General features: G+C 67.2%; 25 protein-coding genes. 11 read left to right on the plus strand and 14 right to left on the minus strand.

The annotated features are described in order from the left end of the window. Window positions 1-145: 145 nt before the first annotated feature. Window positions 146-673: a protease adaptor protein RcdA gene (gene rcdA / locus AC6HZP_RS20595; protein WP_497524354.1), complete on the minus strand. Its 528-nt coding sequence runs from the start codon at window positions 671-673 to the stop codon at window positions 146-148. A 252-nt stretch (window positions 674-925) separates the two neighbouring features. Continuing rightward, window positions 926-1,117, minus strand: coding sequence for a DUF1192 domain-containing protein (locus AC6HZP_RS20600; protein ID WP_497526833.1), 192 nt, complete (start codon window positions 1,115-1,117; stop codon window positions 926-928). 130 nt (window positions 1,118-1,247) lie between these two features. Between AC6HZP_RS20600 and AC6HZP_RS20605 the strand changes: the two genes are divergently transcribed. The 4 genes from AC6HZP_RS20605 (at window position 1,248) to AC6HZP_RS20620 (ending at window position 5,889) form a co-directional block, all read left to right on the plus strand. Next, window positions 1,248-2,225 (plus strand): NAD(P)H-quinone oxidoreductase, encoded by a 978-nt coding sequence (locus tag AC6HZP_RS20605; RefSeq protein ID WP_497526834.1) that lies wholly within the window; start codon window positions 1,248-1,250, stop codon window positions 2,223-2,225. Window positions 2,226-3,498: 1,273 nt separating this feature from the next. Beyond that, window positions 3,499-4,221, plus strand: a complete 723-nt coding sequence (locus tag AC6HZP_RS20610) for a DUF1013 domain-containing protein (RefSeq protein WP_497524355.1) — start codon at window positions 3,499-3,501, stop codon at window positions 4,219-4,221. 400 nt (window positions 4,222-4,621) lie between these two features. Further along, window positions 4,622-4,852: a 30S ribosomal protein S21 gene (gene rpsU / locus AC6HZP_RS20615; protein WP_201400796.1), complete on the plus strand. Its 231-nt coding sequence runs from the start codon at window positions 4,622-4,624 to the stop codon at window positions 4,850-4,852. Between the two features lie 140 nt (window positions 4,853-4,992). Further along, the gene (locus tag AC6HZP_RS20620; RefSeq protein WP_497524356.1) at window positions 4,993-5,889 is read left to right on the plus strand and encodes a tetratricopeptide repeat protein; all 897 of its coding nucleotides are present in this window, start codon (window positions 4,993-4,995) and stop codon (window positions 5,887-5,889) included. 32 nt (window positions 5,890-5,921) lie between these two features. Here AC6HZP_RS20620 and AC6HZP_RS20625 read toward each other — a convergent pair whose 3' ends face one another. From AC6HZP_RS20625 to AC6HZP_RS20665, 9 genes are all read right to left on the minus strand, one after another. Beyond that, on the minus strand, window positions 5,922-6,440 hold the full coding sequence (locus AC6HZP_RS20625; protein WP_497524357.1) for a GNAT family N-acetyltransferase: 519 nt from the start codon (window positions 6,438-6,440) through the stop codon (window positions 5,922-5,924). A 94-nt stretch (window positions 6,441-6,534) separates the two neighbouring features. After that, window positions 6,535-7,941: an NAD(P)(+) transhydrogenase (Re/Si-specific) subunit beta gene (locus tag AC6HZP_RS20630; RefSeq protein WP_201400799.1), complete on the minus strand. Its 1,407-nt coding sequence runs from the start codon at window positions 7,939-7,941 to the stop codon at window positions 6,535-6,537. A gap of 10 nt (window positions 7,942-7,951) precedes the next feature. Continuing rightward, window positions 7,952-8,443 carry a proton-translocating transhydrogenase family protein gene (locus AC6HZP_RS20635; RefSeq protein WP_201400800.1) on the minus strand — a complete coding sequence of 164 codons (492 nt, stop codon included), beginning with the start codon at window positions 8,441-8,443 and terminating at the stop codon, window positions 7,952-7,954. 2 nt (window positions 8,444-8,445) lie between these two features. Next, window positions 8,446-9,621: a Re/Si-specific NAD(P)(+) transhydrogenase subunit alpha gene (locus AC6HZP_RS20640; protein ID WP_497524358.1), complete on the minus strand. Its 1,176-nt coding sequence runs from the start codon at window positions 9,619-9,621 to the stop codon at window positions 8,446-8,448. A 106-nt stretch (window positions 9,622-9,727) separates the two neighbouring features. Then, window positions 9,728-9,853 (minus strand): aa3-type cytochrome c oxidase subunit IV, encoded by a 126-nt coding sequence (locus AC6HZP_RS20645; protein ID WP_201400802.1) that lies wholly within the window; start codon window positions 9,851-9,853, stop codon window positions 9,728-9,730. Between the two features lie 167 nt (window positions 9,854-10,020). After that, window positions 10,021-11,376: an ABC1 kinase family protein gene (locus tag AC6HZP_RS20650; protein WP_201400803.1), complete on the minus strand. Its 1,356-nt coding sequence runs from the start codon at window positions 11,374-11,376 to the stop codon at window positions 10,021-10,023. Window positions 11,377-11,477: 101 nt separating this feature from the next. Next, window positions 11,478-11,870, minus strand: coding sequence for a type II toxin-antitoxin system death-on-curing family toxin (locus AC6HZP_RS20655; protein ID WP_497524359.1), 393 nt, complete (start codon window positions 11,868-11,870; stop codon window positions 11,478-11,480). Further along, the gene (locus AC6HZP_RS20660) at window positions 11,867-12,091 is read right to left on the minus strand and encodes an AbrB/MazE/SpoVT family DNA-binding domain-containing protein (RefSeq protein ID WP_029076686.1); all 225 of its coding nucleotides are present in this window, start codon (window positions 12,089-12,091) and stop codon (window positions 11,867-11,869) included. The genes AC6HZP_RS20655 and AC6HZP_RS20660 overlap by 4 nt, the downstream gene beginning before the upstream one ends. A gap of 369 nt (window positions 12,092-12,460) precedes the next feature. Next, entirely contained in the window at window positions 12,461-14,272 is a 1,812-nt protein-coding gene (locus tag AC6HZP_RS20665) for a M3 family oligoendopeptidase (RefSeq protein ID WP_201400805.1), read from the minus strand. 242 nt (window positions 14,273-14,514) lie between these two features. On the opposite strand from AC6HZP_RS20665, the gene AC6HZP_RS20670 reads away from it, so the two are divergent. The 4 genes from AC6HZP_RS20670 to AC6HZP_RS20685 all read left to right on the plus strand — a co-directional run bounded on the left by AC6HZP_RS20670 (window position 14,515) and on the right by AC6HZP_RS20685 (window position 20,166). Beyond that, window positions 14,515-15,936, plus strand: coding sequence for a sigma-54-dependent transcriptional regulator (locus AC6HZP_RS20670; RefSeq protein ID WP_497524360.1), 1,422 nt, complete (start codon window positions 14,515-14,517; stop codon window positions 15,934-15,936). Between the two features lie 97 nt (window positions 15,937-16,033). After that, window positions 16,034-17,713 carry a L,D-transpeptidase family protein gene (locus AC6HZP_RS20675; protein ID WP_201400807.1) on the plus strand — a complete coding sequence of 560 codons (1,680 nt, stop codon included), beginning with the start codon at window positions 16,034-16,036 and terminating at the stop codon, window positions 17,711-17,713. Window positions 17,714-18,065: 352 nt separating this feature from the next. Continuing rightward, complete coding sequence (mepK, locus tag AC6HZP_RS20680) at window positions 18,066-19,799, plus strand: peptidoglycan L,D-endopeptidase MepK (RefSeq protein ID WP_497524361.1); 1,734 nt, start codon at window positions 18,066-18,068, stop codon at window positions 19,797-19,799. A gap of 193 nt (window positions 19,800-19,992) precedes the next feature. Further along, window positions 19,993-20,166: a hypothetical protein gene (locus tag AC6HZP_RS20685; RefSeq protein ID WP_201400809.1), complete on the plus strand. Its 174-nt coding sequence runs from the start codon at window positions 19,993-19,995 to the stop codon at window positions 20,164-20,166. A gap of 171 nt (window positions 20,167-20,337) precedes the next feature. Here AC6HZP_RS20685 and AC6HZP_RS20690 read toward each other — a convergent pair whose 3' ends face one another. The 3 genes from AC6HZP_RS20690 to AC6HZP_RS20700 all read right to left on the minus strand — a co-directional run bounded on the left by AC6HZP_RS20690 (window position 20,338) and on the right by AC6HZP_RS20700 (window position 21,832). Continuing rightward, window positions 20,338-20,589: a DUF2312 domain-containing protein gene (locus tag AC6HZP_RS20690; RefSeq protein ID WP_201400810.1), complete on the minus strand. Its 252-nt coding sequence runs from the start codon at window positions 20,587-20,589 to the stop codon at window positions 20,338-20,340. 88 nt (window positions 20,590-20,677) lie between these two features. Beyond that, on the minus strand, window positions 20,678-20,995 hold the full coding sequence (locus tag AC6HZP_RS20695) for a DUF1244 domain-containing protein (protein WP_497524362.1): 318 nt from the start codon (window positions 20,993-20,995) through the stop codon (window positions 20,678-20,680). A 12-nt stretch (window positions 20,996-21,007) separates the two neighbouring features. Beyond that, on the minus strand, window positions 21,008-21,832 hold the full coding sequence (locus AC6HZP_RS20700; RefSeq protein ID WP_497524363.1) for an N-formylglutamate amidohydrolase: 825 nt from the start codon (window positions 21,830-21,832) through the stop codon (window positions 21,008-21,010). 70 nt (window positions 21,833-21,902) lie between these two features. On the opposite strand from AC6HZP_RS20700, the gene AC6HZP_RS20705 reads away from it, so the two are divergent. The 3 genes from AC6HZP_RS20705 to pyk all read left to right on the plus strand — a co-directional run bounded on the left by AC6HZP_RS20705 (window position 21,903) and on the right by pyk (window position 24,907). Further along, window positions 21,903-22,811: a DMT family transporter gene (locus tag AC6HZP_RS20705; RefSeq protein WP_497524364.1), complete on the plus strand. Its 909-nt coding sequence runs from the start codon at window positions 21,903-21,905 to the stop codon at window positions 22,809-22,811. A gap of 66 nt (window positions 22,812-22,877) precedes the next feature. Continuing rightward, window positions 22,878-23,471: a DUF1036 domain-containing protein gene (locus tag AC6HZP_RS20710; RefSeq protein WP_201400814.1), complete on the plus strand. Its 594-nt coding sequence runs from the start codon at window positions 22,878-22,880 to the stop codon at window positions 23,469-23,471. Beyond that, window positions 23,468-24,907 (plus strand): pyruvate kinase, encoded by a 1,440-nt coding sequence (gene pyk, locus AC6HZP_RS20715; RefSeq protein ID WP_497524365.1) that lies wholly within the window; start codon window positions 23,468-23,470, stop codon window positions 24,905-24,907. The genes AC6HZP_RS20710 and pyk overlap by 4 nt, the downstream gene beginning before the upstream one ends. Window positions 24,908-25,114 lie beyond the last annotated feature (207 nt).

The following is a 25,114-nucleotide window of genomic DNA, read 5'->3' on the forward strand; positions in this document are numbered from 1 at the left end:
CGCAAGCGGATGCGTCTGCAAGGCGCAGGGCCCTGCTGGACCCTCCTTCGAGGCTTCGCTCACGCGAAGCACCTCAGGATGATGGTCGAGTTTTGGAAATGCAGTCCGGGCAGAGGGTCTCGGCGCTACGGAACCGGCTTTCGGCCTACTCGCGCCCGCCGCCGAAGGCGCGGGCCAGCTGGCCGAGCTGGCGGCTGACCGGGTTTTCGGCCGGCGCGTCGGCGTTGGCGGCGTTGTAGATGGCGTCGTCGAGGCGGATCACGCGCTCCTGCAGCCGGACCGAGCGGCCGATCAGGTCGCGCAGCCGCTCCGGCAGGTCTTCCCAGCCCGGCCCCTCAGCAATCGAGCCGAAGCCGCGCAGCCGCACCTTGGCCTTCTCGGCGCCGGCCTGCTCGAAGGTCATCTCACCCTCGTTGACCGCGCGCTGCAGCAAGAGCCACGAGGCGAGCTGCATCAGCCGCGTCGTCAGCCGCATCGATTCGGTGGCGTAGGTGAGCGAGCCGCCCTTGGGCAGATCGCGCGATTCGACGCGGCCATCGCCGTCGAGATAGGCGGCGGTCTCCTCGACGAGCAGCATCCCCTCCCGGAAAAGTCCGCGGAAGGTGTCCGAATACGCGAAGCGCTGGCCGAATACGATCGGCGCGTCGACGGGCGCAGGGCTGTCGTCTGTCATGGAATCATTCCGTTGCGTCACCACGTCAATCCCGAGCGGGTTCAGACGGAACGCAAGTTTTGCCGATTTTGACGCCTATGAAGACGGAAGTCAAAAAAAGAGCCGCGGGAAACGGCTCTTGTGAGGCAACAGAGGGAGGAGTCCAACAGAGAAGTTACCACTCACGTCCAGATACCTGGACGAAACGATTACGCGCCCATAACCTTAACGAATGGTTAATGGCCGTCGGGGACGCCTTTCGCCCGCCGCCGTTCAGCTCTTGAAGAACGACGAAGCCGCCGCGCGAGACGCCGTTTTCGCCTCGATCGCCTCCCGCAGCCGCCCGATCTCGCCCTCCAGCAGGGCGATCCGCTCATTCAGTTCGTCGATCGACAGGCGCCCCAGATCCTCGCCGATCCTGTGTGGCGCCGGCTTTTCCACCGGCACGTCGTCGAATAGGGCCATTCCGCACTCCGTCTCGTTTTTGGCTCCCGTCTGGTCCAAAGATAGCAAGATTGCCCCGGCCTGCCAGTCGGGCGCGAAGCCAAGACGCTGAACCAAGAGGAGACGGCCCGTGACTGCGATCCCCGAAACCATGACCGCCATGGCCATTTCGGAACCCGGTGGACCGGATGTCCTGCAGCCGGAGACCCGTCCGGTGCCGCATCCCTTCGAGCACGAAATCCTGATCCAGGTAGCGGCCGCCGGCGTCAACCGGCCGGACGTATTTCAGCGCCAGGGCCATTATCCGCCGCCGAAGGGCGCCTCCGACCTGCCCGGCCTCGAGGTCTCCGGCCATGTCGTGGCGCTCGGCCGCAATTGCAGCCGCTTCCAGCTCGGCGACGCGGTGACGGCGCTCGTCGCCGGCGGCGGCTATGCCGAATATGTCGCGGTCCACGAGAGCAACGCCCTGCCCGTTCCCGCCGGGCTGTCGCTGGTCGAGGCGGCGGCGCTGCCGGAGACCTTCTTCACCGTCTGGCACAACGTGTTCGAGCGCGCCGGCCTGAAGCCGGGCGAGACTTTGCTGGTGCATGGCGGCTCCTCCGGCATCGGCACGACGGCGATCCAGCTCGGCCGCGCCTTTGGCGCCACGGTACTGGCGACGGCCGGCTCGGCGGAGAAATGCGCCGCCTGCGTCGAGCTCGGAGCCAATCGCGCCATCAACTATCTCAAGGAGGATTTCGTCGTCGCGGTGAAGGAGTCGACCGAAGGGCGGGGCGCCGACGTCATCCTCGACATGGTCGGCGGCGACTATATCGAGCGCAATTTCGACGCGGCGGCGACGGACGGCCGCATCGCGCAGATCGCCTTCCTGAACGGCCCGGTCGTCGAGGTGAACTTCAACAAGCTCCTGATCAAGCGGCTGACGCTGACCGGCTCGACGCTCCGCCCGCGCACCGCCGCCTTCAAGGGCACGCTCGCTGCGGCGCTGCAGGAAAAGGTCTGGCCGCTGATCGAGAGCGGCGCGATCCACCCCCGCATCGACGCCACCTTCCCGCTCGCCGAGGCCGCCGCCGCGCACCGCCTGATGGAGAGCTCCGGCCATATCGGCAAGATCGTGCTGACGGTCTGACCCGGAATGCGTGATCTGGCGGGGTCCGAATACCCTTCCCTCACCCCTCCCTGAGGACCCCTTAGCGCAACACCGCCTTCATAGCGTGGATCAGAGCTTGCCACCCTCCGCCGTCATCCCGGCGAAGGCCGGGATCCAGACACACCGGCCAGTGGCCGATCGGCTGAGCCAAGCTTTCCTGGCCGGTGTTCATGGGCCCCGGCCTCCGCCGGGGCGACGGCGCCCTATCCCATGGGCCGTGCATGGCGACCTTGAGGTGTTCTGCGAAGGTCTCCCTCAGGGAGAGGTGAAGGGCACCGCGGATTCTCGCGAGAAATCGAGCGACTGCGCGTCCGGGCGGCAGGAAATCTGATCCGCTCGTGAAACCGGATCGCCCCGCCACCGTTGGTTGCCGTACCGGCGGGCGGTGCGTGGCGGGGCAAGATGCCCTTGCGTTTCCGGCGTCGTCCGCCTGTCGAACGCGGCGACGGGAGGCTCAAACGGGGCGAATTCATATCGTCCCGGGCCAAAATCGAGTAAATTTCCGCAGCCGACGAAACGTAATGACACGTTTCCTCTTCGTGGAACGGGTTGATTCGATGTAAGATTGGGGCTGCCGGTGCAGCTCGCACCCCGGAGGACAACATGCAACGCCAAAATACTTGGGTCTGGGTCGTCGTGGTTATCATCGTCCTGGTGATAGCCTATTTCTGGTGGAAGTCGCGGACACCGGTTGTTCATCCCACGCCGCCGGCCGCCGAGCAGTCGACCCCCGCGCCCGCTCCTGCTGCCCCGAAGCCCGCCGAACCGGCCCCCGCGCCCGCTCCGGCCGCTCCGAAGCCCGCCGAACCGGCTCCCGCCCCGGCGCCTGCTCCGGCAGCCCCGGCCGCTCCGAGCACCCCGTCCGAGCCGGCAAAGCCCCCGGCGACCACGCCGTAGCGCTTCCAGGCCCTGGATGCCGGCGCGCGTCGAGACGCGCCCGGCAAGTGTCAGGCAAGACGTCAGCGCCCCTCACCTCTCCACAAGAGGGTGAGGGGCTCTCCTCGCATCGACCGGACATTCCGCGCTGGGGCCGAGAGCCTGCCCAAACCCTTAGCGACCGCCTCCGGTGGTGGCCCGCGCACGCGGCCGGCGGCCACCGCTTCCGGCCTGGTCACGGGTTTTTGAGATCGGCCGGGACGCAAGCTTTGTTTGCGTCAGGCGAGGCGGCGGTCTATATATCGGCCATCCCCGTCATACAGACGCTACGTTCAGCTCCTCCGGCCACCACCGGGAGAGCGACCAGGAGAGAATTATGTCGACTATCCCGCTGATGCCGAAGGCAACCGCCGTTTGGCTCGTCGAGAATACCTCTCTCGGCTTCGACCAGATCGCCGACTTCTGCAAGCTGCACCCGCTCGAGGTAAAGGCGATCGCCGATGGCGAGGCGGCCACCACCATCAAGGGTCTCGATCCGGTGTCGACGGGCCAGCTGACGCGCGAGGAGATCGACCGCGCGCAGAAGGATCCGAAATACCGGCTGAAGATGGCCGAGACGCGCGTCCGCGTGCCGGTGCAGAAGCGCAAGGGTCCGCGCTACACCCCGGTTTCGCGCCGCCAGGACCGTCCGAACGCCATTCTCTGGCTTCTGAAGAACCATCCCGAGCTGAAGGACGCGTCGATCATGCGCCTCGTCGGCACGACCAAGCCGACGATCGATTCGATTCGCGACCGCACCCACTGGAATTCGGCCAATCTGGCGCCGTCCGATCCGGTGACGCTCGGCCTCTGCTCGCAGATCGATCTCGATTTCGAAGTCGAGAAGGCCGCCAAGAACGCGCCGCCGCGCGAGCCGGGCGCCGAGGGCGAGGTGCTGCTGCCGGCGGAGGAGACGACGGCCGCCGACGCGCTCGCCGCCGCCGCGCTGCGCTCCTATCGCCGGGAGGAGCCGAAGGACGAAGAGCTCGACGCCGATGCCGTCTTCGCCAAGCTGAAGTCGCTGAAGGGCCCGGTCGACGAGGACGAAGACGAGCTCTGAGACGGGATCGCGCCCTGCCCGGACGGGCGGCGCGCCGACGACAATCGAAAGGCCCCTGCTTCCGGCGGGGGCCTTTTCTTTTTCCGAAGCACGCGAACGACGACCGGCCAACGACTCGGGCCGCGCCCATCCGGCGCCGCCCGGCGCCGATTCTCTTCGCGGCGTCCGATCCGGCCGTGACGAATCCGCCGCGCATCACGGGAACTTGCGGCGAAAACCATCCGGCGAACGGCAAAATCGCGAAAATCCCTTGTTTCGTCGGCTCTCTGCTTTGACATTTGCGTCAGGCTTCTGCTATGAGAGCGACCACATTCGGGACGAAGTTTCCTAGCGGCTTTCGCCGCGCTCCTCGTCTCGCCCGAGAATTCATCCGGATCGGATCAAGATAGGACGCTCCCGCGTGCAGGTACTCGTTCGCGACAACAACGTCGATCAGGCGCTCAAGGCTCTCAAGAAGAAGATGCAGCGTGAAGGCATCTTCCGTGAGATGAAGCTGCGCAACTTCTACGAGAAGCCCTCGGAGAAGAAGGCTCGCGAGAAGGCGGAAGCCGTCCGCCGCGCGCGCAAGCTGGCCCGCAAGCGCGCCCAGCGCGAAGGCGGTCTGGTCGCTGCTCCCAAGCCGAAGCGCTGACGAGCGGGGCCTCGGCCCTGCTTTCGCCTGCTTTTTCGCTTTGAAGTTTCAAGGTAACGAGCCCGGTTCGCCGGGTTCGTTGCTTTTTGATGTCTGCGCCCATCTTCTACGCCATGGGCGCCCGCTTGGGAGCAAGGCTCATGATGGTGCTCAGCAGGAACTCGGCCGCCAACACGCCCTCGACAGGGCCCGGACGCGTCGCGCCGGCCTCTGTCATGGGCGTGTTGTCCGCCGCTGGCGTGTTGCTCGGCGCGCTCGCGCTGTCGGGCTGCCAGTCCGCCGGGCCGCATGATTTCGGCAACGACGTCGACCGCGCCATGGGCTCGGAAGCGAACATCTCGTCGCTGAGCTCGGTCGTGAACCAGAACCCCAGCGACGCCTCCGGCTACAATGTGCGCGGCACCGCGCTCGGCCGCGCCGGCCGCTACGACCAGGCTCTGGCCGATTTCAACCGGGCGATCGAGATCAACCCGGGCTTCTACCAAGCCTATTCCAACCGCGCGCTCGTCCTCCGCAATCTGAAGCAGAACGGCCAGGCGCTCTCCGACTACAATCGCTCGATCGAGCTCAATCCGAGCTACAACGAGGCCTATGTCGGACGCGGCAACCTGTACCGCTCGCAGGGCCAGATCGACCTGGCGCTCAACGATTTCAGCAAGGCGATCGAGCTCGAGCCGACCGATCCCAAGGCCTACAACAACCGCGCCCTGATCTATCAGGGCCAGGGCCGCCACGACGACGCGATCGCCGACTTCACGTCCTCGATGACCTACGCGCCGAACGCCGTTGCGCCGCATCAGGGCCGCGGCCTCTCCTATCTCGCCACCGGCGACTACAAGGCCGCCCTCGACGATTTCAACGCCGTCGTCCGCGCCGACAAGGACAATTACCAGGGCTGGACCAACCAGGGCCTGGCGCTGGAGAAGCTCGGCGAGCGCGACGCGGCGCACAACGCCTTCGCCCGCGCCCAGACGCTGAACCCCGGCTACCCGCCCGCCCGCGACGGCATGCGCCGCACCGCCAAGGCCGGCGCCTGACGCCCCTCCCCTTCGACCGCTCCGCCCGGCGATCAGCGCCGGGTCGTGAGATCCAGCGCCAGCAGGATCTCGTCGTGGAAGACGCCATCGACCCGCAGCGCCTTGCGCAACGTCCCGATCGTCTCAAAGCCGAGCGTCGCATAGAGCGAGGCGGCAGAATTGTTGCCGCTGGTGACCCCGGCCTCGAGGATCAGCACGTGCTGCGCGGCATGCTCGATCACCCGCTCGACCAGCGCCCGCGCGACGCCGCCGCCGCGATACCCTCCCGCCACGAACACGCCCCATAGCAGCCCGCGATGCCGGCGCTTCGGGCCGCTCTGCGCATGGAAGCCGGCCGTGCCTATCATCGCCGCGCCGTCGAAGGCGGCGAAGACGGCGTCCGGAGCCGCCTCGAGCCGCTCACGCACCATTTCCAGCGATCGCCCGGCCTCTTCCTCGACACTGGAGGCGAAGGCCGTCGGCACCTCGCGCAGCGCCTGGAGGCGCAGGGCCTGAAAGGCGGCGGCGTCCTCGCCGCGCACTTGCCGGATCGTCTCCCGGACGGTCGTCATTCTCTGTCTCCGGATCTCGAATGCCTTTGGCATCGCCAACAAAAAAGGCCGCCCCAAGGCGGCCTTTTCCGTTTTCGCGATGACGATCTCGACCTTAGTCGAGCGCCTTGACGATGCTCTCGACCATCTTCTTCGCGTCGGCGAAGAGCATCATCGTGTTGTCCTTGAAGAACAGCTCGTTCTCGACGCCGGCGTAGCCGGAGCCCATGCCGCGCTTGATGAACAGCACCGTGCCGGCCTTCTCGACGTCGAGGATCGGCATGCCGTAGATCGGCGAGGTCGGGTCGGTCTTGGCGGCCGGGTTGGTGACGTCGTTGGCGCCGATGACGAAGGCGACGTCGGCCTGGGCGAACTCCGAATTGATGTCCTCGAGCTCGAAGACCTCGTCATACGGCACGTTCGCTTCCGCCAGCAGCACGTTCATGTGGCCGGGCATGCGGCCCGCCACCGGGTGGATGGCGTACTTCACCTCGACGCCTTCCGCCTTCAGCTTGTCGGCCATTTCGCGCAGCGCGTGCTGCGCCTGGGCGACCGCCATGCCGTAGCCCGGCACGATGATGACCTTGGAGGCGTTCTTCATGATGAAGGCGGCGTCCTCGGCCGAGCCCTGCTTGACCGGACGCTGCTCGACCGCGCCGCCGGTTGCCGCCGCGGCCGTCTCGCCGCCGAAGCCGCCGAGGATGACCGAGATGAACGAGCGGTTCATGCCCTTGCACATGATGTAGGACAGGATCGCGCCCGACGAGCCGACCAGCGCACCGGTGATGATCAGCGCCGTGTTGCCGAGCGTGAAGCCGATGCCGGCCGCGGCCCAGCCCGAGTAGGAGTTGAGCATCGAGACGACGACGGGCATGTCGGCGCCGCCGATCGGGATGATGATCAGACCGCCGAGCACGAGGCTGACGATGACGATCAGCCAGAAGACCAGGTGGCTCTCGGTGAAGACCAGCACGACGATCAGCGCCACCAGCAGGATGGCGAGGCCGGCATTCACGATATGGCGGGCCGGCAGCAGGATCGGCTTGCCCGACATGTTGCCGTTCAGCTTGGCGAAGGCGATGACCGAGCCGGTGAACGTGATCGCGCCGATGGCGACGCCGAGCGACATCTCGACCAGCGCCTGGCCGTGGATGTGGCCGATCTCGCCGATGCCGAAGGCGGCAGGCGCGTAGAGGGCCGCGGCCGCCACCATCACGGCGGCGAGGCCGACGAGCGAGTGGAAGGCGGCGACCAGCTGCGGCATCGCCGTCATGGCGATGCGGCGGGCGATGACCGCGCCGACGCCGCCGCCGATGGCGAGGCCGAGGATGATCATGCCCCAGGCGCCCGCGCTCCTGGGCGCGGCGAGCACCAGCGTGGTCAGGATGGCGATCGCCATGCCGACCATGCCGTAGAGATTGCCCTGGCGCGACGTGGCGGGGCTGGAAAGCCCGCGCAGCGCCATGATGAAGAGCACACCGGAGACGAGGTAGAACAGCGCCGTGATATTTGCGGTTGTCATCGGCGCGGCCTCACTTCGACTTCTTCTTGTACATGGCAAGCATGCGACTGGTGACGAGGAAGCCGCCGAAGATGTTCACGCTGGCGAGGATCAGGGCGATGAAGCCGAAGCCCTGCGCCCAGGCGTGGCCGGAGGCCGAAGCCGCGTCCACCGCCGCGTCGACACCGACCGCGAGCAGCGCGCCGACGACGATCACCGAGGAGATCGCGTTGGTGACCGACATCAGCGGCGTGTGCAGCGCCGGCGTGACGGACCAGACGACGTAGTAGCCGACGAAGATCGCCAGCACGAAGACGGAGAGGCGGAAGACGAAGGGGTCGATCGCGCCACCGGAGACCGCGTGCGCCACGGCGCCCGCCGCGTCGCCGAGGCCGCCGGCTGCCTGCTCGGCATAGATCTGCGCGGCGGCCGCCGCTTCCTTGGCGGCGCTTGCCGCGGCGTTCGCCGCATCCGCGGCGGATTGGGCGGCGCTGGCCGCCTGCTCGGGCGTGAGACTTGCCATGATCAGTTGGCCCCCTGCTGGGCGACGAGAATGGGCTGGGATTCTTCCTTCGGCTTGAAGGCCGGGTGGACCACGGCCCCGTCGCGCGTCAGCACGGTTGCCTTGACCAGTTCGTCGTCCCAGTTGACGGCGACGGTCTTGGCCGCCTTGTCGATCAGGGTTTCGGCGAAGGCATAGAGGTTCTTGGCGTAGAGCTGCGACGCGGTGGCGGCGATGCGGCCGGCGACGTTCAGGTGACCGACGATCTTCTTGCCGTCGATCGAGACGACTTCGCCGGGCTTTGCACCCTCGACATTGCCGCCGCGCTCGACGGCGAGATCGATCAGGACCGAGCCGGGCTTCATCGAGGCGACCATGTCGGCCGAGACGAGGCGCGGCGCGGCGCGGCCCGGGATCAGCGCCGTCGTGATGACGATGTCCTGCTTCTTGATGTGCTCGGCGACGAGGGCTGCCTGCTTGGCCTGGTATTCGGCCGACATCGGCTTGGCATAGCCGGCGGCGGTCTCGGCCTGGCGGAATTCCTCGTCCTCGACGGCGACGAATTTGGCGCCGAGCGATTCAACCTGTTCCTTGGCGGCCGGACGCACGTCCGTCGCCGTCACCACGGCGCCGAGGCGGCGGGCGGTGGCGATCGCCTGCAGGCCGGCGACGCCGGCGCCCATGACGAAGACTCGGGCGGCCGGAACGGTGCCGGCGGCGGTCATCATCATCGGCAGGGCGCGGTCATATTCGCCGGCGGCGTCGATGACGGCTTGGTAGCCGGCGAGGTTCGCCTGGCTCGACAGCACGTCCATCACCTGGGCGCGCGTGATGCGCGGCATGAATTCCATGGCGATCGCCGTGACGCCGGCGCCAGCGAGCGCGTTGACCGCGTCCTCGTGGCCGTAGGGGTCCATCGTCGCGATGACGAGGGCGCCCTTCTTGTAGAGCGGCAGCTCGTCGGCGACGGGCCGGCGCACCTTGAGCACGATGTCGGCGTTGGCGACGGCGTCGGCGGCGGTCGCCGCGATCGTCGCCCCGGCGGCCGCATATTCGGCGTCCGGGATGCGCGACGCGACGCCGGCGCCGGATTGCACGGCAACCTCGGCGCCGAGCGCGATGAACTTCTTTACGGTTTCAGGCGTCGCGGCGACGCGGCTCTCGAGCCCGTCAACCTCCGCCGGCACACCAATCTTCATGGCGTTTTCCTGTGGAACGGCGGGGCCGCAACGCGCCCGCACAGCCAAATCAGTCGGGTATCGCGACAATCCGGCGGAAGGCCCGCCGGATGAATTTATGTCGAATTCAGAGCAGGAAAATCGCCATCAGCACGAGAATCGCCACGCAGGCGATCGTGCCCCATTTGGTCAGGCCCGTGAAAAACGCATAGGTTCTCTCGTGCTCGCGGTAGTCCATCGGGCTATCGGCCATGGTGTCTCAGTCCTTCAGCGCAAACCAAACGTGAGCGGCCTTTACAACACTTGGCGAGGGCGGGCAATGCGACATTGCCGGCCGGGCCAGGACACTGCCGGAGGCCGTCCTCCTTAGTTTTAGCATAGCTAAATTTCTGGTCGAGACTTTATCCGGCAGCCGTAGGGTCAGAGCAGGCCGACGCCGCCGAGCGCCGCCTTCTGGCGATAGTCGAGCATGTCGCGGTCGAAATCTTCGATCGTCTGCGCGAACAGCCGGTGGAAATTCAGTTCCGCCTTCAGATGCAGGAACACCGAGCCGAGGCCGATCGCCGCCCGGTCCATGAACACGAACTCGCGCGGCACGGTGACGGGCCCCTTCTCGCGCAGCACCTGGTGCACCTGGAAGGCCTCGCGGCGGCCATAGTCGGAAGGCGCTACACCATCGGCGATGGTGCGGACCCGATCGTCCAGCAGCGGGCCGTAGATGAAGCGGGCCCAGATATTCAGGGCTTCGATCAGTTCGTTCGAGAGCCCGCCGAAGCCCCAGACCTCATAGGCCGAGACAATGCGGTCGCGGTCGTTCTCGCGCAGGCCGTGGAACAGGTTGACGACGCCGGCGACAAAGGCCGCCGGGAAGATGCGCACGCAGCCATAATCGAGCAGGTTGATGCCGGCCGCCTCGCCGGCCTCGTTCTCGAACACGGTGTAGTTGCCGAGATGCGGATCGCCATGGATGACGCCGTAATGGGCAAAGGGCGACCACCAGGCATTGAACATCGCGGTGGCGATTCGGTTGCGCTCGTCGAGCGGCCGGTCGCGGTAGTCGAGCAGGCGGTTGCCGTCGAGCCAATCGAGCGAGAGCAACCGGTTGGTCGAAAGACGCGGCTCGACCTCGGGCACCCGCACCAGCGTCTCGCCGTCGAGCATGATCTTGTAGAGAAGCGCATGCCGCGCCTCGCGGCCGTAGTCGAGCTCCTCGCGGATGCGGCTGCCGATCTCCTCGAAGATCTCGCTGGTGTCGATCGAGCGGTCGACGCGGCGATAGATCGAGAACAGGATCTTCAGCTGCGCGAGGTCGGCTTCGACGGCCGACTGCATGTCGGGATATTGCAGCTTCACCGCCAGCGCCCGGCCGTCTTTCGCGATGGCGCGATGCACCTGGCCGAGCGAAGCGGCGGCGGCCGGCTGGTGTTCGAACAGCTGGAAGCGCTGCTCCCAGCCGGGGCCGAGTTCGGACTGCATGCGGCGCTTGACGAAGGGCCAGCCCATCGGCGGCGCGTTCGCCTGCAGCTGCGCCAGTTCCTGCGCGTATTCGGGCGGCACGAGATCCGGCACGGTCGATAGGATCTGGCCGACCTTCATCAGCGGCCCCTTGAGCCCGCCGAGTGCGGCCGCCAGCTCCGCCGCGTTCTTGCCCTTGTCGAGATTGCCGCCAAACATCCGCGCCCCCGCCACCTTGGCGGCGACACCCCCCACATTCATGCCGACCCGGGCATAGCGGGAGAGACGGCCGGTAAGACGGTTGCGTTCGGAATCGGACATGGGGCGAGCTCTCTTGGGGAGGACAGGCGCATTCGAAGGCGTGCCCCTAAGATGCGGTGCCCAACGTTATGCGCAAGCCGCGACCGAAAAAACGTCCCGCGCTACTCCGTCGCTGGCGAGAGATTGGCGCGGATCCAGCGGGTGAGACTCTCTTCCGAGATCTCGCCGGCGGCGAGGCCGAGGATAGCGAGCGTCGCCTCCGGCGGCGGCGGCGCGAATTGCACGCCGTTGAGGCGCAGGAACAGCATCATCGCGACGAAGGCGGCGCGCTTGTTGCCGTCGATGAAGGGATGGTTGCGCGCGATGCCGAAGGCGTAGGCCGCGGCGAGGCTGGCGAGATCGGTCTCGCCATAGGCAAATTTGTTGCGGGGGCGGTCCAGCGCCGATTCCAGCGCGCCCGCATCCCGTATCCCCGCCGGCCCGCCGAACCTCGCGATCTGCCGCTCATGCGCGACCAGCACTTCCTCGAGGGTGAGCCAGCGCGGCTCGCTCACTTCGCCAGTTCCCGGAGCGTGTCACGGTATTCGTCCATGATGTCGTCGACGATCCGCATCGCCTTGTCGAATTCCGGATCGAAGGGCGAAAGGCGGATCGAACCATCGGCGTTCTCGGTCACGTTCAGCCATTGGCCCTGCTGCAGGTCGAGCCGCGTCAGCAGTTCCTTGGGCAGGATGAGACCGGTCGAATTGCCGATCTTCTTGATCTCGAGCTTCATGGCGACACCTCCGTTGTACAGATTGTACAACAATCTGCATCGCACGGCCACAACCACTGCCGAAAGGCCATGCGGCGCGCAGCGCGCCGGACATGGCGCGACGTGCTACATTCCTCGAGCTGCGCGCCCCACGCTCGCCGTCATCCCGGACGCAGCGCAGCGGAGATCCGGGATCCATTCAGCCGGAGCCTTGGGGATTTCATCCAGAAGGTCCTGCGACAGGAGTACCCCAGAGCCCGAGAACCCGGCTGCATGGATCCCCGCCTTCGCGGGGATGACGGGGAGCCAGCCGAGATTCCAAGCACGAAAAAGCCCGGCGCCATCCGATCAGGACAGCACCGGGCTCGGTATCAGAGCGAAGATAGAGGCCTACGCCTCCATCGCCTCCAGCTCGCTGATGAAGCCTTCGAGCACCGAGAGGCCCTTCTGCCAGAAGGAGGGGTCGGTGGCGTCGAGGCCGAAGGGCGCCAGCAGCTCGGAGTGGTGCTTGGTGCCGCCGGCCTTCAGAAGGGCAAAATACTTCTCCTGGAAGCCGCTCTCCGACTGCCGGTAAACGGCGTAGAGCGAGTTCACCAGGCAGTCGCCGAAGGCATAGGCGTAGACATAGAACGGCGAATGGATGAAGTGCGGGATGTAGGTCCAGAAGGTCTCGTAGCCGGGGCCGAGGCGGATCGCCGGGCCGAGGCTCTCGGCCTGCACCTCGAGCCAGATCGCGTTGAGCTGGTCGGCCGTCAGCTCGCCCTCGCGGCGGGCGATGTGGACCTTGCGCTCGAACGAATAGAAGGCGATCTGGCGCACGACCGTGTTGATCATGTCCTCGACCTTGGAGGCGAGCATCGCCTTGCGCTGGACCGGATCCGTCTGCGCGTCGAGCAGCGCCCGGAAGGTCAGCATCTCGCCGAACACGCTGGCCGTCTCGGCGAGCGTCAGCGGCGTAGGCGCCATCAGCGCGCCCTGCGGGCCGGCCAGCACCTGGTGCACGCCATGACCGAGCTCATGCGCCAGCGTCATCACGTCCCGCGTCTTGCCCTGGTAGTTGAGCAGGACATAGGGGTGCACCGACGGCACGGTCGGATGGGCGAAGGCGCCCGGCGACTTGCCAGGGCGGACCGGCGCGTCGATCCAGTTCTTGTCGAAGAAGTCGCCGGCGATCTCAGCCATCTCGGGGGCGAAATCGCCATAGGCCGAGAGCACCGTGTCGCGCGCCTCGGTCCAGGGGATGGTGCGGCTCGGCACCTTCGGCAGCGGCGCGTTGCGGTCCCAATGGTCGAGCGCGTCCTTGCCGAACCACTTCGCCTTCAGCTTGTAGTAGCGGTGCGACAGGCGCGGATAGGCCTCGCGCACGGCGGCGACCAGCGCGTCGACGACTTCCGGCTCGACCCGGTTGGCGAGATGGCGCGAGGCGGCGACGTCCTCGAAGCCGCGCCAGCGGTCGGCGATCTCCTTGTCCTTGGCGAGCGTGTTGGTGACCAGCGTGAACAGGCGGATGTTCCGGCCGAAGGTGGCGGCGAGCGCTTCGGAGGCGGCCTTGCGCTTCGCCTCGTCCGGATCCTGCATCAGATTGAGCGTCGGCTCGAGCGTCAGCTCCTCGCCGTTCACGTCAAAGCGGAGCGAGGCCATGGTCTCGTCGAACAGCCGGTTCCAGGCGCCGCGGCCGGTCACCGACTTCTCGTGGAAGAGCTGCTCGACCCGATCCTCGAGTTGGTAGGGCTTCTCCTTGCGGACGTCCTCGATCCACGGACGGTAGTGGTCGAGCCCGGCATCGGCTGTTATCGCCGCCTCGAGAATCGAATCGTCGACCCGGTTCAGCTCCAGCGTGAAGAACAGCAGATGCGTCGAGGCGTCGGTGATCTTCTGCTGCACGTCGCCATAGAACTTGGCGCCGACCGGATCGGTGGTGTCGCCGGAATAGACGAGGCCGGCATAGGAGATGATACGGCCGAGCAGTTCGTCGAGCGCCTCATAGGCGCGGATCGCCGCGACCAGGCCGCCGTCGCGGGCGAGGCTCTCGAGCTTGCCCTTGTAGGCCGCCTCGAAGGCGAGCGAATCGGTGTTGGCCCGCGCCAGGTCGGCGAGGAGCTGCGGCGATTCCATGCCCGGATAGAGATCGGCGAGATTCCATTCCGGCAGAGGCCCGAGCGCCGCCGCGTCGGCGGGCTGGGTCGCAAGCGTGGAACTCATCGGAAGCGGTGTGTTTGGGAACATGGGGGATCCGGTCGCACGAGAATGGGTGCTCTTACTTAGGGGTCTCCCCCCGCCCGGATCAACCCGCGACCGCCGCCGCCGAGATTTGCCGAGGGATGGCGGCGCGCGTTGCCGGAAGGGTAACAGGGCGTTAACGCCCAGACCCGATCATGCCCCGGCGACGCCGTCCCCGCCGGGTCCGCCGCGCCTCCTCCGGTCCCTGCAAAGCGCCCTCCCCGATGCCCGCCCAGATCCTCATCGTCGACGACGATCCCGCCGAACGGCGGCGGCTCGAAGCAGCGGTCGCCGGGCTCGGCCATGTCGCGACGGCGTTCGGCGACGGCGAGGCCGCTCTTACGCGGCTCCGAGCCGCCGACGGGAAACGCTTCGATCTGATGATCCTCGATCTCGTCATGCCGGAACTGGACGGCATCGGCGTACTGCGGCGGCTCGCCGAAATCGGCAGCAAGATCCAGGTGATCGTCCAGGCGGCGCCGGGCGGCATCGACATGGCCGCCAGCGCGATCAAGGCCGGCGCCACGGATTTCCTGCTGAAGCCGGCGAGCCCGGAGCGGCTGGCGATCTCGGTCCGCAACGCGCTGCGAATCGGCACGCTGGAAGGCCAGATCGCCGGAGTGAGCCGCTCGTCCTCGGGAAAGCTCGATCTCGGCGATCTCGTTGCCACCGGCCCCGCCATGCAGCGCGCGCTGTCGCTCGCCCGCCGCGCCGCCGCCTCCGCCCTGCCGATCCTGCTCGAAGGCGAACGCGGCACCGGCAAGGCCCGGATCGCCCGCGCCATCCATGGCAGCGGCGATCGGCGCAACAAGCCCTTCGTCGCCGTCGATTGCCGCGCGGATCAGGGGCTGGCGGGGATCGAGGCCGCGCAGGGCGGCACGCTGCTGCTGCGCGAGATCGGCAATCTTCCGCCCGATGCCCAGGCGCGACTGCTGCGCGTCCTCCAGGACGGCGAGGCCGAACTGGCTTCGGCCAAGCGCGCCGCCCGAATCGACATCCGCCTGATCGCCACCTCGAGCCGCGACCTGATCACCGAGGTCCGGCAGGGCCGCTTCCGCGAGGATCTCTTCTATCGGCTGAATGCGCTGCCGATCCGTGTGCCGCCGCTGCGCGAGCGGCGCGAGGACATCGTGGCGCTCGCCCAGCACTTCGCGCTCCGCATCGCCGCCGAAGAAGGCCGACCGGCGCTCGAAGGATTTTCTGCCGACGCGCTGGCCCTGCTCGGCCGGCAGGCCTGGCCCGGCAATGTCCGCGAGCTCGAAAACGCCGTCTTCCGCGCCGTGGCGCTGGCGGATGGCCCCTGGCTGACGATCAACGATTTTCCCCGCCTCACGGCCGGATCCGGGCCCGCGACCGTCCCGGCCGAGGCGCCGGTGGCCCCCTCCCCGGCCGCTCCGTCAGCCCGGCTCGCACCGATGCCCGCGCCAGCTTTTCTCGAAGTCGGCCACATCCGCGCGATCGGGCCAGACGGCGATGTACGGACGCTTGCCGAGATCGAGGCGGCCATGATCGAGCTGGCGCTCGAACGCTACCGTGGCCGCATGGCAACGGTAGCCCGGAAACTCGGAATCGGACGATCCACCCTCTATCGCAAACTCAAGGAACTCGGCATTGCCGGGGACGAAGAGAAAGTTGCGGCAGAGTGACCGGGATCGCAGCGCGGCGGGCGGAATTGATGTTTCTAGAGGCGCAAGCCTGAACCGAAGGGCCCCCAAACCCGTTGGTTCGGAAGGTATGGATGCGATGAAGGGTTCGAGCGACATGATCCTGAAGGCGACGAAGGCATTGCTGGCGAGCGTGGCATTGATCGGACTGTCGGTCGGCGCCGCTCATGCCTACCTGCCGGAAGGCAAGACGTTCCGCGAGCGCGCGGGCAGCGCCGCCAGCCTCGCCATGGCCGACGCCGCCAGCGATCCGGCGGCGCAGGCGCTGAAGACCCTGCTCGCAGCGCAGCCGAAGACCGGCAGCTTCCTCGAAAAGCGCGACCGCGCGGCGCTCACCGAATTCTATGCCGAGCGCGACTACCAGCCCGTCTGGATGGTCGGCGGCGTCTACACGCCGCAGGCCCACAAGGTGATGGAGCGGATCGCGGCGGCGGCGGAGGACGGCCTCGACCCAGCCGCCTACCGGCTGCCGGCCTCGGCGATCGGCGCCAACGTTCCGGCCGGCGCCGAGATCGCCGCCTCCGTCGACCTGGTGCTGAGCCAGGCAGTCCTTCTCTATGCGCGGCAGGCCTATGCCGGCCGTCTCGATCCGTCGTCGATCAGCAAGCTGATCACGCTGAAGCCGCTGCTGCCCGATCCGATCGAGGTCCTGACCACGGTCTCCTCCGCTCCGGACGGCGCGGTGGCGATCGCCAGCTACAATCCTCAGCACGAAGGCTATCTGCGCCTAAAGAAGGCGCTCGCCGCCGCCCTCGCCACAGAGACCGTAGCGGACCATCCGCGCGTGCCGGAAGGCAAGTCGATGAAGGTCGGCCTGTCGGATCCGCGCGTGCCGCTGCTGCGCGCGCGCCTCGACGTGCCGGCGCCGAGCCAGGCCCCCGAGGTCTATGACGAGGCGCTCGCGCAGGCCGTGAAGACCTTCCAGGCCGGCAAGGGCCTGCAGGCCGACGGCATCGCCGGCAACGCCACCGTCGCCTACATCAACGGCACCGGCAAGACGAACACCGCCGAGATCGTCGCCAACATGGAGCGCTGGCGCTGGATGCCGCGCGACCTCGGCGCGTTCCACATCATCGCGAATGTGCCGGAATACAGCGTCCGCGTGGTCGAGAACGGCAAGGTCATCCACACCACGCGCTCGGTGGTCGGCAAGGTCACCAACCAGACCCCGATCTTTTCCGACGAGATGGAATCGATCGTCGTCAATCCGAGCTGGAACGTTCCCGCCTCGATCACGATGAAGGAGATGCTGCCGGCCGTCCGTCGCGATCCCGGCTACATGACGCGCAAGGGCTACCAGGTGCTCGCCAATGTCGACGGCAAGTACCGGCCGATCGACCCGCAGATGGTCGACTGGAGCAACGTCAACCCGCGCCAGATCATGATCCGTCAGCCGCCGGGCGACGACAATGCGCTCGGCAACGTCAAGTTCCTGTTCCCCAACGAGCACTCGGTTTACTTGCACGACACGCCGTCGAAGAGCTTCTTCAAGCGCGACGTGCGCGCGCTCAGCCATGGCTGCGTCCGCGTCCAGGACCCGCTCGAATTCGCCGACGTGCTGCTTGCTCATCAGGGCGGATGGTCGCAGCAGCGGCTCCGGAAGATGGTCGGCGGCAAGGAAAAATGGATCAATCTGCCGAATCGGATCCCGATCCATCTGACTTATTTCACCGCCTTCGTCGACGATGACGGCCGGCTCGAGACCCGTCCCGACATCTATGGCTTCAACGCCAGGGTGGAGAAAGCGCTGGGCCTGTAACGGCCGAATTCCGCCATTTCGTCCGGTTTTCGGACGGGCGGAACGATCGACGCGACGCCCGGGATCCGACGCCCGGGTCGACAGACGCTCCGGAAGATGCGAAACCGCGCAGGGTTCGATTTCCTGCGCGGTTTTCTTTTTGCCCCTCAAATGCCACGATCTGCTCCGCATGATGGATCGATGACATTGCCGTGATCGGCAGGTGATGCCCTCGGTGAGGCGCAAAAAGGTCGATTACGGTAAATGCTCGTTAACATTCGTGAAGCATTCTGCCCTTACGGGGGCCCACATCGGGCAAGGACGCAGAAGCACATTGATTAAGCAGATCGATCAGTATCGGCGAGACCGGGGCTTGCTGCAGCGTTGCGGTGCCGCTCTTCGCCTGCTCCTCGCCACGGCCGTGTTTACCGGCTCGGTGGTTGCAACGGTGCCCATGGACAAGGCCCAGGCCGCAGCGGGTGACCGCGCGCTGAAGCTTTACAACATGCACACCAAGGAATCCGCGACGATCGTCTTCAAGCGCGGCAACCGGTTCGATCCGGACGGGCTGAAGCAGCTCAACAATTTCCTGCGCGACTGGCGTCGGAACGAGCCGACGAAGATGGATCCGCAGCTCTTCGACCTGATCTGGACCGTCTACCAGCAGAGCGGCTCGCGGCAGCCGATCCACGTGGTCAGCGGCTATCGTTCGCCCGCCACCAACGGCATGCTCCGTTCGCGTTCGCGCGGCGTCGCCCAGAAGAGCCAGCACATGCTCGGCAAGGCGATGGACTTCTTCCTTCCGGACGTCGATCTCGCGAAACTGCGCGCCATCGGGCTGCGCATGCAGGTCGGCGGCGTCGGCTTCTACCCGACCTCCGGCTCGCCCTTCGTTCACATGGACACCGGCAGTGTCCGCCACTGGCCGAAGATGACGCGCGACCAGCTCGTCCGCGTCTTCCCGGATGGCAAGACGCTGCATATTCCGTCCGACGGTCGCCCGCTCCCCGGTTATGAGCAGGCGCTCGCCTCCTACAAGGCCCGCAAGGCCGGTGGTGGCGCCGTCATGATGGCGAGCGCCGCGCCTGCCAAGAAGGGCAAGTCCTGGTTCGCCCGCCTGACCGGAACCGACGCCTCGGACGAGGACGATATGCCGGATACGCCGGTCGAGGCAGCGACCCCGACCGCGAAGCCCGACAAGGTCAAGCCCGCCGTCGTCGACGCCGTCCAGGTGGCCGCCGTCACCGCGGAAGAGCCCGAGCAGGTTCCGTTCGCAACCGCCTCCGCGCCGCTGCCGCGCCCGTCGCCGAAGCGCGGCGCAGAGCCGGCCGCCGACGCTTCCGTCGTCGTCGCGGCGGCCGACACCGAGGCCGGCCTGCCGCCGGCGCCGCGTCGCTCGCCGGTCGTGCGGCCGATGATGGCGCTCGCCAGCGTCGCGCCGATCCCGCAGCCGGCACCGCAGCCGACGCCGAATTACGGCACCGGCATCACCGATACGCTCGCCGCGATCGAGGAAAGCTCGGCCGGCGCCACGCAGACCGCGGCCCTTCCCCGCAAGCCGGGCACCGCCGCCGACGCCATCGCCGACGCGATCGGCCAGGGCAAGCCGGCCAGCGACGCCATCATGGCCTATGCCGCGCCGCTGACGGTCGATGAGTCCGGCACGCATATCGATGCCGCCACCGGCGCCATCGTGAGCGGCGAGGCCAACGGCCGCCCGGCAGCGAAGACCCAGGCGCCCCGCGTCGCCTCGCTCGGTGGCGACATCGGCATCGCCGGCGCTTCGCCTGCAACCTCCCCCGGCCGCGTCGCGGCGGATCCGCTGGCCCGGCTGACGCCGGTCGCCTATCAGGCGACGACGATCGAGCTCGTCACCCGCTCCGGATCGACCCGCCAGAAGGCCTATGCCGACCTGCAGATGCCGCATCCCTTCGCGGTGCCGGAACTGTTCACGGCGCCGGAGCGCTCGATCCGCCTCGGCTTCGGACGGATCGCCTATGAGGGCCTCCGCACCGACCGCTTCGCGGGCCCGCTGGTCCACCGGCTCGGCACGATGGAATTCGCCTCGCTGGAGCCGATCAGCCGGACGGCGCTTTTGAAGCGCTGATGTCAGCCGATCCTCGATTTCAAAACGCCGCGGCCCCGCCCGCGGCGTTTTTTTTTTCGGCGGAGCTGATGCTTGCACGGAGCGATTGCGAACGGGGCGATCGCCGGTTCGCGCCAAGCTAACGCTTCAAAAAGCTGTCGGGGCCGCCTTCGGGTTGCTATAGGCTGCACATCAGCCCCAGAGGAGGTGTGCCATGAGCGAACCGACCGAGCATTTCAAGAAGGCCGCCCGCCGGAAGTCGGCACCCGTCAAAAAGGTGGCGCTGTCGGCGGAGGCCCGCCAGGCGTACGAGGAACTGGTGCGGAGCCGCGATGAGCGCGACCGCAGCTATGGCCAGTTCCTGCCGTCCGAAAACAAGGGGAAATAGCGCCTCCGGCCCCGCGAGGGGCCGCGCGGATCGACCGACAGGGATCCGCTATGACGGCGACAAACGAGCGCGGCGGCGCCGATGGGATCATCGGGCCGTCCGCCGCTCGGAACCCGACGATCCCGCCGGGAAGACAGGTCTCCGGGACCGAAGCCCCGGATCAGCCGGTCCTCAGACCATGCCGAGCGCGTTCTTGTAGAGCTCGAGGATCGCCTCTTGCTCTTCGCGCTCGTTGGCGTCCTGCTTGCGCAGAGCCACGATCTTGCGCAGCGCCTTGGTGTCGTAGCCATTGGCCTTCGCCTCGCCGTAGACGTCCTTGATGTCGTCGGCGATCGCCTTCTTCTCTTCCTCGAGGCGCTCGATGCGCTCGACAATGGACCGGAGCTGGGCGGCGGCGATGCCCTGGACTTCGTCTTCAGCCATGTTGGGAAACCTCAATAGATTGGCGCAGGCGAGCGTGAGTGCCCGACTTGGGCGTGAGGGTCAAGCCCGCTCCGGGCGTAGCGGGACGTCAATGATCGGGGCGGTTGGCCGCGAAGGCCGCCAGCTTGTCCGGCGAGGCCTCCGTCTGGTTGCGGTTCTGCCATTCGGAATAGGGCATGCCGTAGATGATCTCGCGCGACTCATCCTTGGAGAGCGCGATGCCCTTCGCCTCCGCCGCCTCGCGATACCAGTTGGCCAGGCAGTTGCGGCAGAAACCGGCGAGATTCATCAGATCGATGTTCTGCACGTCGCCGCGTCCGCGCAGATGCGCGACGAGTTGCCGGAAGGCGGCCGCCTCGAGCTCGGTCTGCGTCGCGGCGTCGAGGGATTCGGGGGTGTTGGACATGCTCTGAACCTTCTAGTCGACCAGCGGACCGGTCAGGGAACCGAAGAACTCGACCTGATGCGGCGCGGTGCCGATCTCGAGCGCGGTGAGGACGGAGGCGAGCCGCTCCGACCATTCGTCGACGCCGGCCGGCTCGGCGATCAGGTCCTGCCGGATCTCGACCAACGCGTGGGCGAGCCCGCGCCTTGTCGCGTGGCGGTAGAGCGTGTCGCCCTTCAGGGCGCCATGATAGGGCTCGTTGTCGCCGACGACGATGGCGGGATCGCGGGCGAGCCCGGCGATCAGAGGCCGGGCGAGGCGCGGATCGGCGTCCCACAGGATGCCCGCATGCCAGGGACGCGGGATCCCCTTCCAGAACGGGGTGAAGCTGTGGATCGACAGGATCATCGGCAGCCGGCCGCTGGCGATCCCCGCCTCGATCGCGCCGTTCACCGCGTCGTCATAGGGCTTGTAGAAGCGGGCGATGCGCCGCTCCCGCTCGGCCCGGTCGATGCGGGCATTGCCGGGCACGACCGCGCCGTCGGATAGCCGCATGATCAGGGTCGGGTCGTCGAGTCCGCGATTGGGATCGATCAGCAGGCGCGAGAAATGCGACAGCACGGCCGGAACGCCGAAGCGCGCCGAGAGCGCCCGGGTCAGCGCCGCCGCGCCGATATCATAGGCGATGTGCCGCTTGAATTCGGACGTTGGCAGGCCGAGCGAGCCGTATTCGGCCGGCACGTAGCTGGAGGCATGGTCGCAGAGAAGGATCAGGCCGGCGCCCGCGTCGCCGGGCAGGATCTCGAACGCGGCCGCCGCGCCGTCGGCGGCGAAGCCGGAATTTGAATGAGTGCGCATGGCGGAATGATAGTGACCCCGCCGGCCGGCTGCCATAGGAATGTGCTCTGCCCGCTTTTCCGAGATTGCCGTGTCCCGCACCCTGCCATCCGCCTCCGCTCCCGCCTCGATCGCCGCCTTCGCCATCCCCGCCCTGATCCTCGGCGCCATGGCGATGGGCATCTCGCCGATCTTCGTCCGGCTGACCGATGTCGGCCCGTTCGCGAGCGCTTTCTGGCGGGTCGGCGGCGCGTTGCCGCTGCTGCTCGCCTGGGCCGTGTTCGAGGCCCGGCGGTCGGGCGCGCCGCTCGCCTCGATCCTGAAGCTCGATGGCGCGATCCTCGCCGCGGGGCTTTTGTTCGCGGGCGACCTGATCTTCTGGCATCTCGCCATTTTGAAGACGAGCGTCGCCAACGCCACCTTCCTGGCCACCATGGCGCCGGTCTGGGTGGTGCTCGGATCCGGCCTCTTCATCGGCGAAAAGGTCGGTCGCGGCGTGCAGGCCGGCCTCGCGCTCTGCCTGCTCGGCGCCGCCTTCCTGATCGGCATGAGCTGGAGCGTGCGGCCGGACCATCTCGACGGCGATCTCTTCGGCATCGCGACGTCGTTCTTCTTCGGCGGCTATTTCCTCGCCGTCCGCGTGGCGCGCCGCCGGTCGTCCGCCGGCAAGATCACCTTCCTGTCGACGGTGATCACCGCCGTCGTGCTGCTCGCCATCACGCTCGCGACCGAGCCGCGCCTGCTGCCGCAGACGGTCGAGAGCGCCGCTTCGCTCGCCGGCCTCGCCTTCATCAGCCATGCCGGCGGCCAGGGACTGCTCGCCTTCGCACTCGGCCATCTGCCCGCCGCTTTTTCGGCGCTGGTGATCTTCCTGGAGGCCGTCGCGGCCGCCGTGGCGGGCTGGCTCTTCCTGGGCGAGGCGGTCTCGGTGGCTCAGCTCGTCGGCGGCGCCATGATCCTCGCCGGAATCGTCGTCGCACGCCCGCGACGGCCCGGTTGATCCGGGAGTTTCAGCCATCATGCCGCCGCGTTTGTTTTGAACATCAGGCTCATGCGATTCATCGGAATGAAACCTGCGGCCCGCCCGCGCAACGAGCCGGCCGCGCCCCCTGCTGCACCAGAGCAGCGACGGTTGACAGCCGGAAAGCGGCGACGGCATAAAGCTGCCTCCTACGTCAACCGGTTCGCGACCCTATCGATGCGATCATCCCTGCTTCGACATTGGCCGCGGCCGGCCCTATTGGCCCTTGCGCTCGCTTTTGCCTCTCTGTTCCTGTTCGCGGAGCCCGCCTCCGCAGACCTTCGCCTCTGCAACAAGACGCCCAGCCGCGTCGGCATCGCCATCGGCTACAAGGACAAGAAAGTCTGGACCACCGAAGGTTGGTGGAACGTGCCGGTCAATAGCTGCGAGACGTTGGTCAGCGGCACGCTCGTGTCACGATACTATTACGTCTATGCGGTCGACTACGATCACGGCGGCGAGTGGAGCGGCAAATACGTGATGTGCACCAAAGACAAAATGTTTACGATCGAGGGCACGGAAGATTGCGTGCCGCGAGGCTTTAATCGGTCCGGTTTCTTCGAAGTCGACACCGGCGAACAAACCAGCTGGACGATCCAGCTCAATGAACCTGCCCAGCAAGGAGCTAATCGAAAATGAGACGGTCGCGTAAGGTCAAAATTCTCGCGACCCTGGGCCCAGCATCCTCCGACAAGGCGACGATTGAAGCCCTGTTCCGGGCCGGCGCCGACGTCTTCCGCATCAATATGAGCCACACGGCGCATGACAAGCTCAACGAGCTGGTCCGCATCATTCGCACCGTGGAAGCCGATGTCGGCCGTCCGATCGGCATCCTTGCCGATCTACAGGGTCCCAAGCTTCGCCTCGGCACGTTCGCCGACAAGTCGGTCGAGATCACCGTCGGGCAGAATTTCGTGCTCGACAGCGATCCGACGCCCGGCACCACCGGCCGCGTCTTCCTGCCGCATCCGGAAATCCTCGAGGTCCTCGAGCCCGGCCATCGCCTGCTGATCGACGACGGCAAGGTTCGCCTCCGCGTCATCTCGGCCGACGGCAAGAGCGCGCTGACCACCGTGGAAGTCGGCGTCAAGCTTTCGGACCGCAAGGGCGTCAGCGTTCCCGATTCGACGATCAAGACCGGCGCGCTGACCGAGAAGGACCGCGCCGATCTCGACGCGGCGCTCCAGGCCAATGTCGACTGGATCGCGCTCTCCTTCGTGCAGCGTCCGGATGACGTCGCCGAAGTGCGCAAGATCGCCGCCGGCCGCGCCGGCATCATGTCGAAGATCGAGAAGCCGCAGGCCGTGCAGCGCCTCGCGGAGATCATCGAGATCTCCGACGCGCTCATGGTCGCCCGCGGCGATCTCGGCGTCGAGATGCCGCTCGAGCAGGTTCCGGGCATCCAGAAGCAGATCACCCGCGCCTGCCGCCGCGCCGGCAAGCCGGTGGTCGTGGCGACGCAGATGCTCGAATCGATGATCACGGCGCCGGTTCCGACCCGCGCCGAGGTGTCGGACGTCGCCACCGCCGTCTACGAGGGCGCGGACGCGATCATGCTGTCGGCCGAATCCGCCGCCGGCGCGTTCCCGATCGAGGCGGTCGCGACGATGGACCGGATCGCCACCCAGGTGGAGCTCGATTCGAACCACAAGAACATCATGCACGCCCAGCGCACCGAGCCGGAAGCAACCGGCGCCGATGCGATCTCGGCGGCGGCCCGGCAGATTGCCGAGACGCTGAACCTCGCGGCGATCTGCTGCTACACGGCATCCGGCTCGACCGGCCTTCGCGCGGCGCGCGAACGGCCGCAGACGCCGATCATCGCCCTGTCGCCGATCGTCTCGACGGCCCGGCGCCTTTCGGTCGTCTGGGGCCTGCACTGCGTGGTCAGCGACGACGCCTACAATCTCGACGACATGGTGAACCGTGCGTCCTTCATCGCCAATCGCGAGGAATTCGCGAAGCCCGGCGACCGGATCATCATCACCGCCGGCGTGCCGCTGCGCACGCCGGGCGCCACCAACATGCTGCGCATCGCCTTCGTCGGCGCCAGCACGGAGGAAGGCCGCCGCTAGGCAGCCTCGGCAGGCCGCGCAAGCGCCCTGCTGGCCCCCACGACGATCCCGCCCCTCCTTCGGGAGGGGCGGCCCCAGGCGGCCTCCAGCAGCCACCTACCTGCCGCAGCCGCGCACCAGCGCCGCCGCCGCGTCCCCAAGACAAATCCCGTTCTGAAAATAAGCCTGCCGCCCGGCGAGGCCGCGATCTCGCGCGTTCGCGATTCC

It is taken from the genome of Kaistia sp. SLG-1, from assembly GCF_059699055.1.